This window comes from Streptomyces sp. NPDC031379 (genome assembly GCF_055569615.1).
This window is the reverse complement of record NZ_JBVIIT010000035.1, coordinates 30,802-46,434: the sequence shown is the minus strand read 5'-3', so window position 1 is coordinate 46,434 and position 15,633 is coordinate 30,802. Positions and strand designations below refer to the sequence as shown.

Below are 15,633 nucleotides of genomic sequence, written 5' to 3'. Positions count from 1 at the left end.
CCCCCGGCACGGGCGCCGTACCGTGGAGGGCGTGTACCGGTTTCTGCTGACACCCCGCTGGTGGGGCATCAACGTCTTCGTGCTGCTCGCCATCCCGTTCTGCGTCTTCATGGGGTCCTGGCAGCTGAGCCGGTTCGAGGGGCGAGTGCAGGACCATCGCACGGCGACCGAGCAGGCCGCCTCCGGCCGGCACGAGAGCGCGCGACCGCTGGAGCGGATGCTGCCCGTCGACAAGAGCACCTCGGGGCGAAGGGTCACCGCGAGCGGCCGGTACGGCGCACAGCTGCTGGTGCCGGGCCGGGAGGTGGACGGCAGGCGCGGCTTCTACGTGCTCACGCTGCTGCGTACCGACTCCGGCAAGGCCCTGCCCGTGGTGCGGGGCTGGCTGCCGGGCACCGCGGACGCGGCCGAGGCGCCCGCCCCGCCGAGCGGCGAGGTCACCGTCACCGGCGCGCTGCAGGCGTCCGAGAGCCCGGGGGACAGCGGGGTCGGCGCGCAGGGCGGGCTTCCCGCCGGGCAGACGGCGGCGATCAGTTCGGCGTCACTGGTGAACCTGGTGCCGTACAAGCTGTACGACGCCTGGGTCACCCTGGACAAGGCCGACTCGGGGATGAAGGCCGTGCCCGCGAGTGCGCCGGACGGGACGGGGCTGGACCTGAAGGCGTTCCAGAACCTCGGCTACACCGGGGAGTGGTTCGTCTTCGCCGGTTTCGTGGTGTTCATGTGGTTCCGGTTGCTGCGGCGGGAGGTCGAGTTCCAGCGGGACGCGGCGCTGGGCCTGGCGACCGAGCCGGAGCCTCACGCCCCCGCCAGCACCTCGGTGTAATACACCGTCCCCGCACACGCGTTGGAGACGACCGCCGAAGTCGTCGGTGAGCCCGGCTGGGCGGTGTGGGAGATGAGGACGCTGCCGTCGGCCGTACCGTCCTCGGTGACGAGCTGGGTGCTCGTGCCGGAGGTCGTGCTGCCGCTGTCCGTGCTGCCGGAGGTGCCGGTCTCTCCGGTGGGTGTCGGGTCGGGGCTGGGGCCGCCGGTGTCCGAACCGCCGGGGCTGCCACCGGTGGTGGGGCAGGTCTCCGAGGGCACGAAGGCGAACTTCTCCTCGTAGGCCGCGCCCGGCTGCAGGACCAGTGCCGCCACTTCCAGGGACGGGTCGGGCAGGTTGGTCGCCGCGTCCCCGGCCACATGCTGGGCCCGGACGATCTTGGCCGGGTCGGCGGCGCCCTGTGCGGTGGCGCCGATGCTGCCCGCGCCGCCGACGGTGCAGGGGGTGGAGGAGATGTTGGTGACCCGGAAGGTGCCGTAGACGACGCCCGCCGTGTCGGGGGCGTCGGCCGTGCCGGTGGCGGAGCCCAGCTGGGCGGCCGTGCACAGCGGGTTGCCCGTGGGCAGGGTCGCGGTGGGGTCGGCACCGCCGGGGGCACCGCCGTGGCCGGCGCTGTCCTTGTCCTTCTCGCCGGGCTTGGCGGTCTCCTTGCCGGGCGTGACGCTGGTGCCGCCGGCATCGGGCTTGCCGGCCGAGGCGCCGCCGTTGCCGTCCTTGCCCTGGCCGGTGCCGCCCTGGGCCTGGGAGGACTGGCCGGCCATGGCGGTGTTGGGGTCGGAGCCGCCGGAGTGGGAGACGTGCACGAGGGCGGGGATCGCGGTGCCGATGAAGAGGGCCGCGGCGGCCATGCCGACGACGGCCTGCCGCTTGCGGGCCCGCCGGGCGGGGACGGCCCGGCGCAGATGCTCGAGGGTGCCGGTGCGCGGCTCGAGGTCGTCGACCGCGGAGTGCAGCATCCGTCGCAGGTCCGGTTCGTCCGGGCCGAACCCGTCGGGATCGGGGCCGGGCCTCTCGGGGCCCTTTCGGTCGGGGCCGTGGTTCACAGTTCCGTTCCCAGCGTGCGATTGCGTGTGCTCTTGCTCATGCTGCTTCGTCGGTTCGTGTTCACGCCGGTGCCTCCATGGCCACCCGCAGCGCGGCGATGCCCCGAGAGCCGTACGCCTTCACCGAACCCAGGGATATCCCGAGGCTCTCGGCGACCTGGGCCTCGGTCATGTCCGCGAAGTAGCGCAGCACGAGGACCTCGCGCTGGCGGCGCTGCAGCCCCTTCATCGCCTTGATGAGGTCGCGCCGCTCCAGCTGGTCGTAGGCGCCTTCCTCCGCGCTCGCCATGTCCGGCATCGGCTTGGAGAGCAGCTTCAGGCCGAGGATGCGGCGGCGCAGCGTGGACCGGGAGAGGTTCACGACGGTCTGACGCAGGTAGGCGAGGGTCTTCTCGGGGTCGCGGACGCGCTTGCGGGCCGAGTGGACGCGGATGAAGGCCTCCTGGACGACGTCCTCGCAGGAGGCGGTGTCGTCGAGGAGGAGGGCGGCGAGGCCCAGCAGCGAGCGGTAGTGCGCCCGGTAGGTCTCGGTGAGATGGTCGACGGTGGTGCCGGCGACCGCGGTGGCCGCGTCCGCCGCGGTCTCGTCGGAACCTTCACGCTGACTGGGTATGCGGGCGGGCCGCGCTGCGGGCATGGGCGCGATCACCGGCATGCCGCCGGGCGTGCGGGGCCGGAGCGCCGCACGAGGCGGCCGCAGGGCCGTGCCGCGGGCCGCTGGGAGTTCGAGTACCTCTGCCACGCCAGTTGGACACGCTTCCCCCCGCCAGGGTTGTACGTGCCGGGCGTCACAGGTGCGACATCCGACGGAGCCTCAAGTGCCGTCATGCGTCCCGCTCTTCCGCTATATCCCATTTTGAACGGGCGTCCCCACGCCCCGATCACGGCGTCCCCACGCCAGGATCATCACGTCCTCAGGTCCCGCAAGGGTGACCGCAAAGACGCTCCCCGCCCTGCACGCGGTTGCGCAGGGCGGGGAGGAAAATCCTCTGTTGCCGCACGGTCTGATTCAAGTGGCCCGGACCATGCTTCTGAACACACCTCTTACGGAGATCCTACAAATGGATCCGCTCCCATCCGGCGTCTTTGCGGCGGGAACTGCGATCAGCAGAACTCCGTGGCGATCAGCTCCGCGATCTGCGCGGTGTTCAGCGCGGCTCCCTTGCGCAGGTTGTCGCCGCACACGAAGAGTTCGAGCGCGGTCGGGTCGTCCAGCGCCCGCCGCACCCGGCCGACCCAGGTCGGGTCGGTGCCCACCACATCGGCGGGTGTGGGGAACTCGCCCGCGGCCGGGTCGTCGCACAGCACCACCCCGGGGGCGGTGGCGAGGATCTCGCGGGCGCCGTCGACGGTCACCTCGCCCTGGAAGCGGGCGTGGACGGTCAGCGAGTGCGTGGTGATCACCGGCACCCGCACACAGGTCACGGCGACCGGCAGCGCCGGCAGTCCGAGGATCTTGCGGGACTCGTCCCGCACCTTCATCTCCTCCGACGACCAGCCGTCCTCCCGGAGCGACCCGGCCCACGGGACGACATTGAGCACGACCGGCTCGGGGAACGGCCCGGTGTCGTCCCCGACGGCCCGCCGCACGTCCCCGGGCTTGGTCCCCAGCTCCGTACCGGCCACCAGCGACAGCTGCGACCTGAGCGTCTCCACCCCGGCCCGCCCGGCCCCGCTCACCGCCTGGTACGACGACACCACCAGCTCGCGCAGCCCGAACTCGGCGTGCAGCGCGCCCAGCGCGACGATCATCGTCAGGGTCGTGCAGTTGGGGTTGGCGACGATCCCGCGCGGGCGGCTCCGCGCCGCGTGCGGGTTGACCTCGGGCACCACGAGCGGCACATCCGGGTCCAGCCGGAAGGCGGCCGAGTTGTCGACGACGACCGCGCCGCGCGCGGCGGCGATCGGCGCCCACTCGGCGGCGACCTCGTCGGGGACGTCGAACAGGGCGATGTCGACCCCGGCGAAGGCGTCCTCCGTCAGGGCCACCACCTCGACCTCCTCCCCGCGCACGGCCAGCTTGCGGCCGGCCGAGCGCGGGGAGGCGATCAGACGGATCTCACCCCAGATGTCCGCGCGCTGGGACAGGATCTGGAGCATGACCGCGCCGACGGCTCCGGTCGCTCCCACGACCGCGAGCGTCGGCTTTCCGGTCGGCGCCATCAGCGGCCCGTGCCTCCGTAGACGACGGCCTCGTCGGTGTCGGAATCCAGCCCGAAGGCGGTGTGCACGGCACGGACGGCCTCCGGCACGTCGTCCGCGCGGGTGACGACGGAGATGCGGATCTCGGAGGTCGAGATCAGCTCGATGTTCACGCCCGCGTCGCTCAGCGCCTCGAAGAAGGAGGCGGTGACGCCGGGGTTGGTCTTCATACCGGCGCCGACCAGGGAGATCTTGCCGATCTGGTCGTCGTAGCGCAGGGAGTCGAAGCCGATCCCGGGCCGGTTCTTCTCCAGCGCGTCGATGGCCTTGCGGCCCTCGGTCTTCGGCAGCGTGAAGGAGATGTCCGTCAGGCCCGTGGAGGCGGCGGAGACGTTCTGCACGACCATGTCGATGTTGATCTCGGCATCGGCGATGGTCCGGAAGATCGCGGCGGCCTCACCCGGCTTGTCCGGTACACCGACGACCGTGATCTTGGCCTCGGAGGTGTCGTGCGCGACACCGGAGATGATGGCCTGCTCCACCTTCTGGTCCCCAATCGGCTCACTGCTGACCCACGTGCCCTGCAGTCCGCTGAAGCTGGACCGGACGTGGATCGGGATGTTGTAGCGGCGGGCGTACTCCACACAGCGGTGGAGCAGCACCTTGGAGCCGGAGGCAGCCAGCTCCAGCATGTCCTCGAAGGAGATCCAGTCGATCTTCTTCGCCTTCTTCACCACGCGCGGGTCGGCGGTGAACACGCCGTCGACGTCGGTGTAGATCTCGCAGACCTCGGCGTCGAGCGCCGCGGCGAGGGCCACGGCCGTGGTGTCGGACCCGCCACGGCCCAGCGTGGTGATGTCCTTCTTGTCCTGGCTGACGCCCTGGAACCCGGCGACGATGGCGATGTTGCCCTTGTCCAGGGACTCCCGGATACGGCCCGGCGTGACGTCGATGATCCGGGCTTTGTTGTGGACCGAGTCGGTGATGACGCCTGCCTGGCTGCCGGTGAACGACTGGGCCTCGTGGCCCAGGTTTTTGATCGCCATGGCCAGCAGGGCCATGGAGATACGCTCTCCGGCGGTCAGCAGCATGTCGAATTCGCGCCCGGCAGGCATCGGAGAAACCTGCTCGGCGAGATCGATCAGCTCGTCCGTCGTGTCGCCCATCGCGGAAACGACGACGACAACCTGGTTGCCGTTCTTCTTCGCTTCCACGATCCGCTTGGCGACGCGCTTGATGCCTTCGGCATCGGCTACGGAGGAGCCTCCGTACTTCTGCACGACAAGGCCCACGTGCGCTCCTCGCTCGGTTCGTTTGTGTCGGCTCAGTCTATCGAGCGTCCGAATTCCACCACCCTGCTCCCGCATGGTGAGACATCCGTGAGGCCTCCCGGTGAGGCCTCGGCCGCTCGATTGCGGAACCTGCCCAGGACGAGCCACTCCACGCCGAACGTGCCCCGGCTCACAGTGGCCGACGCGCGCTACTTGCCCGGCCGGATGCCCAGCGGACCGCCGATCTCCTCGGCCATCACGCGGCCGGCCTCGAACTCCAGGGTCTCGTCGCCCATGGCGGCCTGGTCGGTGTCGAGGCCGTCGAGTTCTTCCAGGGGCTGGTTGAGACGGACGTGGATCAGGACCGACTGAAGGGCGCGCAGGACCGCGGAGGCCGTGGGCCCCCAGTTGGAGAAGTAGGAGAACTGCCACCACCACAGGGCCTCCGTGGTGCGGCCCGCGCGGTAGTGGGCCATACCGTGGCGGAGGTCGGTGATGATGTCGGCGAGGTCGTCCGAGAGGCGGGCCGGCACGGGGGCCGTGCGGGGCTCGTACGGGTCGAAGACCTCGGAGTAGACGTCGATGGGGTCCAGCAGGCGGGCGAAGGTCTCGCGCAGTTCGTCCACGTCGGGCTCGGGGCCCGGGTCGGGCTCGTAGCGCTCCTCGGGGACGATGTCCTCGTGGGCGCCGAGCCGGCCGCCGGCGAGCAGGAGCTGGGAGACCTCCAGAAGGAGGAAGGGGACCGCCGATTCGGGCTCGTCGCCCTTCGCCACCTCCGTGACGGCCACCAGGAAGCTCTCGACCTGGTCCGCGATCTGGACCACGAAGTCGTCCGGGTTCTGCGTCGTGTCGTGCAGCGTGGCGTCAGACATCTAGGAGTCGTCTCCCCTCGAAGGCGCGGCCGAGGGTGACCTCGTCCGCGTATTCCAGGTCGCCGCCCACCGGGAGGCCGCTGGCCAGGCGGGTGACCTTCAGGCCCATGGGCTTGATCATGCGGGCGAGGTACGTCGCCGTCGCCTCGCCCTCGAGATTGGGATCCGTGGCCAGGATCAGCTCCGTGACCGTCCCGTCGGCCAACCTCGCCAGAAGTTCCCGGATCCGCAGGTCGTCGGGGCCCACCCCCTCGATCGGGCTGATCGCCCCGCCGAGGACGTGGTACCGCCCGCGGAACTCCCGGGTCCGCTCGATGGCGACGACGTCCTTGGGCTCCTCGACCACGCAGATGACCGAGGGGTCGCGCCGGGCGTCACGGCAGATGTTGCACAGTTCCTCCTGTGCCACGTTGCCGCAGGTCGCACAGAAGCGGACCTTCGCCTTCACCTCCAGGAGCGCCTGCGCGAGCCGCTTCACGTCCGTCGGCTCCGCCTGCAGGATGTGGAAGGCGATCCGCTGCGCGCTCTTGGGACCGACGCCGGGCAGCCGCCCCAGCTCGTCGATGAGGTCCTGGACCACGCCTTCGTACAACGGACTGCCCTTCCTGGAGACCTTTCGGTACGTACGGTAGTTGGCTGCCGCCTCTCCTTGGAAGGCGGTGGGGGTGTCGCGCCGATGGCGAACACCACAACGGTCGGCGCGTCAGCCGGTCAGAACGGCAGGCCGGGGATGCCGCTGCCGCCGCCCAGCCCCTGGGCCAGCGGTCCCAGCTTCTGCTGCTGCAGCGTCTGCGCGTTCTCGTTGGCCGCCTGGACGGCCGCCACGATCAGGTCGGCGAGGGTCTCGGTGTCCTCGGGGTCCACCGCCTTCGGGTCGATCCTGAGCGCGCGCAGCTCGCCGGAGCCCGTGACGGTCGCCTTCACCAGACCGCCGCCCGCCTGCCCGTCGACCTCCGTGTTCGCCAGTTCCTCCTGCGCCCGCTGCAGGTCCTGCTGCATCTTCTGGGCCTGCTGGAGCAGCTGCTGCATGTTGGGCTGGCCACCACCGGGGATCACGATCAGCTCCTCGCTGTCTTCTCCGACGTCCGTCCGCGACATCGGTACGCGACGTCTTTCTCCGCTGTGCACGAGCCTACGTGGTCCACGCGGCCATCGCCCCGCCACTCTTTCGAGTGAGAACGGTGGCAGTCCTATACCTGATCAAGGCCCCCTTACGGGCGGAAAAGCAGGGAAAGCTCCCTCTCCGCCACCCATTGGGCGGTAGGAAGGTTGGCGCGCGTCAGCAGGGGAATGTCACGCTACGTGACCGGTCGTGATCAGTAGGGAGTGCCGGGTGGGTCAGCCGGAGATGCAGCCCGAGGGTCCGCCTCAGGACGGGCGGGGCGAGGGTGCGGCCGGGCTGCGGCCGGGCGATCTGACCGGGCGGGCCTTTCCGCTCGGGGACTGGGGGGAGCCCGCCGAGCGGCTCGACGAGCTGTACCGGTGGGTGGAGCGCGGAGCGCTGGAGACGACGGCCTGGTACCTGCGGGACCGGATGTGGAAGCGCCGGGGCGCCCGGGTGCTGCGGATCGGCGCGGCGGCGGGCGCGGTGGCCGGTGCCGCGCTGCCCCTCCTCGACCTCACCGGGGCGGCCGGCGGAGTGGCGCCCTGGGGCTGTCTCGCCCTGCTCCTCGGGGTCACCTGCGTCGGCATCGACCGGTTCTTCGGGGTCACCTCCGGATGGATGAGGGACGTGGCGACCGCGCAGGCGGTGCAGCGTCGGCTGCAGGCCCTGCAGTACGACTGGGCCTCGGAGAGCGTGCGGGAGGTGCTGGGGCCGGCGGAGGGCACGGCGAGCGAGGCGACCGAGCGGTGCCTGAGCGTGCTGCGGCGGTTCTCGGAGGACGTCACGGAGCTGGTGCGGACGGAGACGACCGACTGGATGGTGGAGTTCCGCACCGGCTCGGCACCGCTCGGCATCCAGACGGCGGCGGCGTCCGTGCCGCGCCAGGACCACGGGGGCGTGGGGGGCCGCTTTCCGCTGCCCCCGGCGAACGGCTCCCGCCCGAACATGCCCCGCCAGCGCCCCCCGGAGCCTCGGTAGGGTGCCCTGCGCCGCGGCCGGCCGGCCCCCGCACCCCCCTCACTGCCTGCTGTACGTCAGGCTCTCCCCGCCGCTCCGCTTCGCCCGCTTGAGCCGGCCGTCCGAGAGCAGCGTGACCTCGGTGGCCTCCCCCGGGGAGCAGGAGGAGGCGGGTTCGCCGGAGGTGACGGTGGACGGCCCGATCTCCAACGGCCCGTCCCCCGTGGGCTCCTCGGTGAGCTTGGCCTCGAAGACACAGTGGTACTGCCCACCGCCGTCGGTCGGGCCGTCCGCGACCAGCGTCAGCACGGTCTCGCCCACCTTGCCCTGCGAGATGGTCAGTTCACGGGTGTTGGCACCGTCCGAGTTGTCGATCGTGGTCTCCCAGGTGCCGAGGTAGGCGTCCGGGACCGCCCCGTCCGTGGTGGCGGACGCGGAGGCGGAGGCGGACGGCGCCGACGTGGTCGGGCCGGGCGAGGTCCCGTCGGTCGCCGGCGCGGAGGTGGCGGTGGGCGCGGGGCTGACCGTGCCGCCGCCCTTGTCGTCGCCACCGCCGCCGTTCCGCATCAGCGCGTACACCGTGCCGCCCGCGCCGAGCGCGACGACCAGGGCGATCACGACGAGCAGTGCGGTGCCCCGCCCGTTGCGCCGCTCCGGCTCCGGCCCGACGCCGACCGGCGGCGGCCCGTACGGCGGGGTGGAGCCGAGCCCGCCGCCATAGGGGTTGTACGGCGGCTGCGCTCCGCCCCACGCCCCGGCACCGGGCTGCTGCGGATAGCCGTAGCCGACGGGGGGCTGAGGGTGCTGCTGCGGATACCCGTACGGTCCCGGCGCCGCCCCGAACCCGGGCGGCGGCGTCTGCCCGGACAGCATGGTCGGCAGATGATCGACGCCGGCCCCGCCACCGACCGACGGCGGACTCACCGGGGGAGGCGGCACGGATCCGCCGTCGGAGACGGCACCGTGCTCAGGCGCCGCACCCCCCGCCCCCGCGACGTCGCCCGCGGCCGCCGGCGGCCGGGACCCCGCGCCGGGGCCACCCGGGCCCGGCGACGATGCGGGCACGGGCGGTGCGAGGGGGAACTCCGCGCCGTCCGGGGTCCGGGTGCCGCCGGACGCAGCCGCACCGGCATCCGTGCCGGAAGGCGCACCGTCCCCCTCCGGGTCCTCGGCCTCCAGCAACCGCACCGCGTGCCGCCCCAGCTGCGCCACCAGCGACCCCGGCAGCCACGGGTCCCGTGAGCGCCCCCCGGCCACGGTGTCCTCCGCCCCCGTCCGCTCCAGGATCGCGTCCAGCGAAGGCCGGGCCCCCGGCTCCTTGCGCAGGCAGTCCCGCACCAGGTCGGCGATCCCCTCCGGCACCCCCGCCAGGTCCGGCTCCTCCTGGGCGATCCGGAACATCAGCGCGTGCACGCCGCTGTTCGCGGTCCCGAACGGCAGCACACCGGTCGCCGCGTAGGCCAGCACGGACCCGAGGCAGAACACGTCGCACGCCGACGTGATCCGGTCGCCCCGCACCTGCTCGGGCGCCATGAACCCGGGCGAGCCGACCAGCGATCCGGTCCGGGTGAGCCCTTCGCCGCCCGCCTGGGTCGTCTCCAGCGCCCGCGCGATCCCGAAGTCGATGACCCGCGGCCCGTCGATGGTGACCAGCACGTTCGACGGCTTGAGATCCCGGTGCACGATGCCCGCCGCGTGGATGTCCTTCAGCGCGTGCGCGAGCCCCGCCGCGAGGATCCGTACCGACCGCTCGGGCAGCGCTCCGTGATCGTGGCCCACCACCTGCTGCAGGCTCGGGCCGGCGACATATCCGGTGGCCACCCACGGCACCGCCGCCTCGGTGTCCGCGTCCAGCACGGGCGCGGTCCAGTACCCGCCGACCCGGCGCGCGGCCTGCACCTCCTGCCGGAACCGCGCCCGGAACTCCTCCTGCTCGGCCAGCTCCTCGCGGACCAGCTTCACGGCGACGGTACGACCGCGGTCCGACCGGGCCAGGTACACGTGCCCCATGCCGCCCGCACCGAGCCGCGCCAGCAGCCGGTAGCCCCCGATCCTCCCCTGCGGGTCCCCCGCCCCCAGCTTCTCCATCCCGCGCCGCCTTCCCCCCATAGGTCGCAACAGACCGAGAATAGTGCGGCCGTGCCGGGTGGGGAGCGAGCCTGGGTCTACGGTTCCGTAACAGGCCGGCCCACCCTCCGCTTGGACAACCTGTCGCGGAAACCGCCCGCCCAGGGGGCAAGACGCCGATGTCGCTTCCGCATCGCGGACATTTACGCTCGCGGGCATGACCCCTCAGCCCAACCCCGACGCCGGCGCCGCAGTGAAGGCCGCGGACCGCGCGCACGTCTTCCACTCCTGGTCCGCCCAGGACCTCATCGACCCGCTCGCCGTCGCCGGCGCCGAGGGGTCGTACTTCTGGGACTACGACGGCAAGCGGTACCTGGACTTCACCAGCGGTCTCGTCTACACGAACATCGGCTACCAGCACCCCAAGGTCGTCGCGGCGATACAGGAGCAGGCCGCGAAGATGACGACCTTCGCGCCCGCCTTCGCGATCGAGGCCCGCTCGGAGGCCGCCCGGCTGATCGCCGAGCGGACCCCCGGCGACCTGGACAAGATCTTCTTCACCAACGGCGGCGCGGACGCCGTCGAGCACGCGGTGCGCATGGCCCGGCTGCACACGGGCCGCCCGAAGGTGCTCTCCGCCTACCGCTCGTACCACGGCGGCACCCAGCAGGCCGTGAACATCACCGGCGACCCGCGCCGCTGGGCCTCCGACAGCGCCGGCGCCGGCGTCGTCCACTTCTGGGCACCCTTCCTCTACCGCTCCCGCTTCTACGCCGAGACCGAGGAGCAGGAGACCGCGCGGGCCCTGGAGCACCTGGAGACGACGATCGCCTTCGAGGGCCCGGGGACGATCGCCGCGATCATCCTGGAGACCGTCCCGGGCACGGCCGGGATCATGGTCCCGCCGCCCGGCTACCTGGCCGGCGTCCGCGAGCTGTGCGACAAGTACGGGATCGTCTTCGTCCTGGACGAGGTCATGGCGGGCTTCGGCCGGACCGGTGAGTGGTTCGCGGCCGACCTGTCCGGCGTCGTCCCCGACCTCATGACCTTCGCGAAGGGCGTGAACTCGGGCTACGTCCCGCTCGGCGGTGTCGCCATCTCCGGGCGGATCGCGGAGACCTTCGGCAAGCGTCCGTACCCCGGCGGCCTGACCTACTCCGGGCACCCGCTGGCCTGCGCCGCCGCCGTCGCCACGATCGGCGTGATGGCGGAGGAGGGCGTGGTCGAGAACGCCAAGCGGCTCGGCGAGACGGTCGTCGGCCCCGCTCTCGCCGATCTGGCCGAGCGGCATCCGAGCGTCGGCGAGGTGCGCGGTGTCGGCATGTTCTGGGCGCTGGAGCTGGTGAAGAACCGCGAGACCCGCGAGCCGCTGGTGCCGTACAACGCGGCCGGCGAGGCGAACGCCCCGATGGCCGCCTTCGCCGCGGCCGCCAAGCAGCACGGCCTGTGGCCGTTCGTGAACATGAACCGCACCCATGTGGTCCCGCCGTGCAACGTGACCGAGGCCGAGCTGAAGGAGGGGCTGGCCGCGCTCGACGCCGCGCTGACCGTGGCCGACGAGTACACGGTGTAACCGAACCGAGGCTGCCGCCGGACCGATCCGAACGCGTAAGGTGACGTGCTCGTAAGACATGAGTACTCGCGTAGACAGCGAGTACGAACGAGTACGTCACCCGGATACGTACCCGTACGTCACCGGATGCGTGAGGAGAGGCCCGGACCATGCCCGGCAACGGCGCCGTGACGCGCAGCACCCTGCGGCAGCAGATCGCGGACGCGCTCCGTGACGAGGTGCTGGCGGGACGACTGCGACCGGGCCGGGCGTTCACCGTCAAGGAGATCGCCGACCAGTACGGCGTCTCGGCGACCCCGGTCCGTGAAGCGCTGGTCGACCTGTCCGCGCAGGGCATCCTCGAGGCCGACCAGCACCGCGGCTTCCGGGTGCCCGAGTACTCCGTCACCGACTACCGGAACATGATCGAGGCCCGCAGTCTGGTCACCGACGGCATGTTCCAGGCCCTCGTCTCGGGCCACCCCGCCTTCCGCACCCCGCCGGACGACCCGCGCACCACCGCGGCACTGGCCACCGTCCGCCGCCGGGGCGAGGAGGCCCAGCGCGCGGCCGCGGCCGGTGACCTCACCATCCTCGTCGGCTACGACCTGCGGTTCTGGCGCGAGCTGAGCGCCCTGTTCGGCAACCCCTATCTCGCCGACTTCCTGGACCGGCTGCGCGTGCAGTCCTGGGTGTGCGCGGTGCAGCACCTGCTCCGCCTCCCCGACCTGCGCGGCCGCCTCTGGGCCGGTCACACGGAACTGGTCGACGCGCTGGCCCGCCGCGAGGCCGAGACCGCCCGCCGGATCGTCGCCGCGGCCAACGCCCACTCGCTGGCGCTGCTGGAACACCTGACCAACGGGTAGGTGACCGGTACGGTCCCACGGGGAAGCCACCGTGGGCCGCAGCGACTACCCTTCCCTGACCACCTGCTGCCGTGCGTGACCGTGCGCCTGCCGATGCGAGGAGTCCTCTTTTGGCCTGTGACCTGTGGCTGGTACCGCTCGTCGACGTGTTGTGCCACACCCCGGACAACCCGTTCGCCGAGGAACTCGCGCAATACAACAAGGCGCTGGCCGAGGCCGGGCTTCCACCGGTACCGGTGTACCAGTACATGCCGGGCCTGTCCGGTGACGTCGCCCCGGTGGCCGGTTTCGACTACGACGCCCTGCACTTCCTGCGCCGGGTCTACCTGCTCCAGGTGTGTGGCCTGCCGGTGACGCCGGTGGACGAACTGGGCGGGGACTACGAGCAGTTGCTGGAGATGTTCGAGTCCACGGCCCAGCAGTCCCACCTGGTCTGGCACTACGACCACGCGGGCGCGTACGTCCCCGTCGACTTCCCGCACCCGCTGTCGAACGACGACCTGCTCGCGGGCGGCGGCCCGTTGGGCTCCTCGCAGACCCTTCTCCGGGAACTCCAGTACGTGGCCCCGGCCATCGGCATCGACCCCGCGAACCCCCCGGCCGCCCCCGAACCGCCCGCCGCACCGACCGAGCTGGAGGAACCGGCCGTCCCGGCGCCGTACGACCCCAGCCCCTTCGCCCGCGAGCGGCACGTGTGGCTGGGCCTGCACGCGGCGGCGACCCGGTCCCTGGCGCAGGGATCGATGATCGTGTTCAGCTGACCGCGGGGCCGGCCGGTGCGCTCCCGCGGCGGCGATCGGGTTCTGGAATGATCGCGGACCATGCAGCCCCTGTCCCCCGACGACCCGGCCCTGATAGGCCCCTACCGTCTGCTGTCCAGGCTCGGATCGGGCGGCATGGGACGGGTGTACCTCGCCCGTGAGGCGGGGAGCGCCCCCGAGGCGACGACGGTCGCGGTGAAGCTGATCCGCACCGACCCCGACGCCGAACAGGACGAGTTCCGGCGCCGGTTCACCCGCGAGGTGGCGGCGGCGCGGCGGGTCAGCGGGGCGTGGACGGCGCGGGTGCTGGACGCGGACACGGACGCCGAACAGCCCTGGGTCGCCACGGAGTACGTCCCCGGGCCGACCCTGCGGGCCGTCGTACGGGGCGACTTCGGCCCGCTCCCCTCCGCGTCCGCGCACATCCTGGCGCACCGGCTGGCCCGGGCCCTGGACGCCATCCACGGTGCCGGTCTGGTCCACCGCGACCTGAAGCCGTCCAACATCCTGCTCACCGTCGACGGGCCCCGGGTCATCGACTTCGGCGTGGCCCACGCCCTGGACGCCGGCACCGACTCCACCCTCACCCGCACCGGGACCCTCGTCGGCACACCGGAGTTCATGTCCCCCGAGCAGGTCAGGGGCGAGCGGGTCACTCCGGCCGGGGACGTCTTCTCCCTCGGCAGCGTCCTGACGTACGCGGCGACGGGGCGGTCGCCCTTCCAGGGCCCGGGCGGGGGCGGTGTGCACGCGCTGCTGTTCCGGATCGCCTACGAGGAACCGGAGCTGACCGGCGTACCCGAGGTGCTGCGCGCTCTGGTGCGGCGCTGTCTGGCCAAGGACCCGGCCCACCGGCCGACCGTCCCCGAGCTGGTGGACCTCACCCGTGCGGCCCGGGCGGGCGCCTGGCTCCCGGCGGAGCTGCTGCGGCGCCTGGACCGGGTGGCGGCGGAGCCGGTGCCCGAGGTGCCGCGGCTGGGGGAGGGCGCCGCGCAGGAGGAGGAGGTCCCGGAGTTCCCGGACTTCCCGGATCTCCCGGACCCCTCCGAACCGCCGGCACCGGTGCGCCGGCACGACCCGCTGGACGTGCCGGAGGCGGGCATCACTCCCCCACGGATCCTGACGGCGCCCCCGTCACGGAGGATCCTCGTCGGACGGCGGATCGCGGGCGTCCTGGTCGGTCTCGTGGGAGCGCTGTCGGTCGCGGTGGGCGCGGCGGTGGTCCTGCCGCTGTTCGACGGCGAGGCCGTCCCCGCGGAGGAGGACGGTTCCGGCACCGCGGGAACCACGGACATCATCGATTCCCTCTACGGCGAACGCCAGGTCACCGTGGGCCAGTACCTCGGCCAGACGTGGTTCACCCTGCGCCTGTCCGCGTACGACGTGGACGGCATCCGCTACCTCGCGGCGACACGGGACGCGGTCTGCGAGGGCACGTTCGGCACGGCCTCCGTCTCGCCGGACGGGCTCTCGCTGACGGACCCGAGCTACCGCACGATCCTGCCCGCCGGCGCGCCCAGGAGCGCGTGCCCGCTGATGGGCACCATCACGCTGGCGCAGGAGGACGGCGACGTCATGTGGCTCAACACCCCGGACGAGGCGGCGACCCTCACCCCGGCCGGCCGCCCCGGCGACCCCGTGCCCGCCGCCTTCTCCGGCACCCGGACCGCCCGTGGCTGGACCGTGCGCGTCGCCCACGGCTCCATCGGGGAGCCCCTGGTCACCGGCACGCGCCGGGTCTCCGGCCGCGACTGCACGTGGCGGGCGGTCGTCCTCGACGCGAACACCGCCCTGCGCACCACCCCGCCCGTCCTGGACCCGAGCCGCTCGGACCCGGGCTGTACGGCCCCCGACGGGCCCTTCACCCTGCCGCGGACCGGCCGGGGCCAGGGGGCTACGGCTGCCGGTCCGACAGGCGCCCGATGAGGCGGATCACCGGGGGCCACAGCACTCCGCTCGCCATCAGCAGCGAGGGCCCGAGGTGCACCGGGCACACCCGCAACGGCGGCCTGTTGTAGCGGGCGACCTCGAAGACGGCCGGGTCGGAGCAGTCCGTGCCGTCGGCCTGGTCCCCTTCACCGCCGAACGGTCCCCGGCACCGTGCGTTCCGGTGGACGCTCATACTCCGATTGTGCATCGCGCACCACGCGCGACCGCCCCGCCGATCACGC

15 protein-coding genes are annotated in these 15,633 nt (G+C 72.4%); 6 read left to right on the top strand and 9 right to left on the bottom strand.

The window, feature by feature from the left end; translation table 11 throughout:
* Positions 1–31 precede the first annotated feature (31 nt).
* The gene (locus tag ACZ5CW_RS37035; protein ID WP_468609449.1) at positions 32–826 is read left to right on the top strand and encodes an SURF1 family protein; all 795 of its coding nucleotides are present in this window, start codon (positions 32–34) and stop codon (positions 824–826) included.
* Here the strand turns inward: ACZ5CW_RS37035 and ACZ5CW_RS37030 are convergent.
* The 7 genes from ACZ5CW_RS37030 to ACZ5CW_RS37000 form a co-directional block, all read right to left on the bottom strand.
* Positions 799–1,869: a hypothetical protein gene (locus tag ACZ5CW_RS37030; protein WP_468609447.1), complete on the bottom strand. Its 1,071-nt coding sequence runs from the start codon at positions 1,867–1,869 to the stop codon at positions 799–801. The genes ACZ5CW_RS37035 and ACZ5CW_RS37030 overlap by 28 nt on opposite strands.
* Positions 1,870–1,930: 61 nt before the next feature.
* Entirely contained in the window at positions 1,931–2,611 is a 681-nt protein-coding gene (locus tag ACZ5CW_RS37025) for a SigE family RNA polymerase sigma factor (RefSeq protein ID WP_468609445.1), read from the bottom strand.
* A 362-nt stretch (positions 2,612–2,973) separates the two neighbouring features.
* Entirely contained in the window at positions 2,974–4,032 is a 1,059-nt protein-coding gene (locus tag ACZ5CW_RS37020) for an aspartate-semialdehyde dehydrogenase (protein WP_468609443.1), read from the bottom strand.
* On the bottom strand, positions 4,032–5,303 hold the full coding sequence (locus tag ACZ5CW_RS37015; protein ID WP_468609441.1) for an aspartate kinase: 1,272 nt from the start codon (positions 5,301–5,303) through the stop codon (positions 4,032–4,034). The genes ACZ5CW_RS37020 and ACZ5CW_RS37015 overlap by 1 nt, the downstream gene beginning before the upstream one ends.
* Before the next feature lie 188 nt (positions 5,304–5,491).
* Positions 5,492–6,154 (bottom strand): DUF5063 domain-containing protein, encoded by a 663-nt coding sequence (locus tag ACZ5CW_RS37010; protein WP_468609439.1) that lies wholly within the window; start codon positions 6,152–6,154, stop codon positions 5,492–5,494.
* Positions 6,147–6,746 carry a recombination mediator RecR gene (recR, locus tag ACZ5CW_RS37005; protein WP_073887722.1) on the bottom strand — a complete coding sequence of 200 codons (600 nt, stop codon included), beginning with the start codon at positions 6,744–6,746 and terminating at the stop codon, positions 6,147–6,149. Before recR ends, ACZ5CW_RS37010 begins: the two co-directional genes overlap by 8 nt.
* Positions 6,747–6,865: 119 nt before the next feature.
* Positions 6,866–7,210 (bottom strand): YbaB/EbfC family nucleoid-associated protein, encoded by a 345-nt coding sequence (locus tag ACZ5CW_RS37000; RefSeq protein ID WP_393739597.1) that lies wholly within the window; start codon positions 7,208–7,210, stop codon positions 6,866–6,868.
* A 277-nt stretch (positions 7,211–7,487) separates the two neighbouring features.
* Here ACZ5CW_RS37000 and ACZ5CW_RS36995 point away from each other — a divergent pair, with 277 nt between their 5' ends.
* Positions 7,488–8,237 (top strand): SLATT domain-containing protein, encoded by a 750-nt coding sequence (locus ACZ5CW_RS36995; protein WP_468609437.1) that lies wholly within the window; start codon positions 7,488–7,490, stop codon positions 8,235–8,237.
* A 39-nt stretch (positions 8,238–8,276) separates the two neighbouring features.
* Here ACZ5CW_RS36995 and ACZ5CW_RS36990 read toward each other — a convergent pair whose 3' ends face one another.
* Entirely contained in the window at positions 8,277–10,304 is a 2,028-nt protein-coding gene (locus ACZ5CW_RS36990) for a serine/threonine-protein kinase (RefSeq protein ID WP_468609435.1), read from the bottom strand.
* A gap of 196 nt (positions 10,305–10,500) precedes the next feature.
* On the opposite strand from ACZ5CW_RS36990, the gene ACZ5CW_RS36985 reads away from it, so the two are divergent.
* The 4 genes from ACZ5CW_RS36985 to ACZ5CW_RS36970 all read left to right on the top strand — a co-directional run bounded on the left by ACZ5CW_RS36985 (position 10,501) and on the right by ACZ5CW_RS36970 (position 15,388).
* Positions 10,501–11,856 carry an aminotransferase class III-fold pyridoxal phosphate-dependent enzyme gene (locus ACZ5CW_RS36985; RefSeq protein WP_468609433.1) on the top strand — a complete coding sequence of 452 codons (1,356 nt, stop codon included), beginning with the start codon at positions 10,501–10,503 and terminating at the stop codon, positions 11,854–11,856.
* Between the two features lie 149 nt (positions 11,857–12,005).
* Positions 12,006–12,701, top strand: coding sequence for a GntR family transcriptional regulator (locus ACZ5CW_RS36980; protein WP_468609431.1), 696 nt, complete (start codon positions 12,006–12,008; stop codon positions 12,699–12,701).
* A gap of 110 nt (positions 12,702–12,811) precedes the next feature.
* On the top strand, positions 12,812–13,462 hold the full coding sequence (locus ACZ5CW_RS36975; RefSeq protein WP_468609430.1) for a hypothetical protein: 651 nt from the start codon (positions 12,812–12,814) through the stop codon (positions 13,460–13,462).
* A gap of 60 nt (positions 13,463–13,522) precedes the next feature.
* On the top strand, positions 13,523–15,388 hold the full coding sequence (locus ACZ5CW_RS36970) for a serine/threonine-protein kinase (RefSeq protein ID WP_468609428.1): 1,866 nt from the start codon (positions 13,523–13,525) through the stop codon (positions 15,386–15,388).
* On the opposite strand, the gene ACZ5CW_RS36965 is transcribed toward ACZ5CW_RS36970, so the two are convergent.
* A complete protein-coding gene (locus ACZ5CW_RS36965; protein ID WP_468609426.1) occupies positions 15,357–15,584 on the bottom strand; it encodes a hypothetical protein in 228 nt (75 codons plus the stop codon). The genes ACZ5CW_RS36970 and ACZ5CW_RS36965 overlap by 32 nt on opposite strands.
* Positions 15,585–15,633 lie beyond the last annotated feature (49 nt).

Excerpts from the sequence above, each read along its gene's own strand:
- ACZ5CW_RS36970 (WP_468609428.1), top strand. The coding sequence starts at position 13,523 with ATGCAGCCCCTGTCCCCCGACGACCCGGCCCTGATAGGCCCCTACCGT.
- ACZ5CW_RS37010 (WP_468609439.1), bottom strand. The coding sequence starts at position 6,154 with ATGTCTGACGCCACGCTGCACGACACGACGCAGAACCCGGACGACTTC.
- ACZ5CW_RS37020 (WP_468609443.1), bottom strand. The coding sequence starts at position 4,032 with ATGGCGCCGACCGGAAAGCCGACGCTCGCGGTCGTGGGAGCGACCGGA.
- ACZ5CW_RS36985 (WP_468609433.1), top strand. The coding sequence starts at position 10,501 with ATGACCCCTCAGCCCAACCCCGACGCCGGCGCCGCAGTGAAGGCCGCG.
- ACZ5CW_RS36965 (WP_468609426.1), bottom strand. The coding sequence starts at position 15,584 with ATGAGCGTCCACCGGAACGCACGGTGCCGGGGACCGTTCGGCGGTGAA.
- ACZ5CW_RS36990 (WP_468609435.1), bottom strand. The coding sequence starts at position 10,304 with ATGGAGAAGCTGGGGGCGGGGGACCCGCAGGGGAGGATCGGGGGCTAC.
- ACZ5CW_RS36980 (WP_468609431.1), top strand. The coding sequence starts at position 12,006 with ATGCCCGGCAACGGCGCCGTGACGCGCAGCACCCTGCGGCAGCAGATC.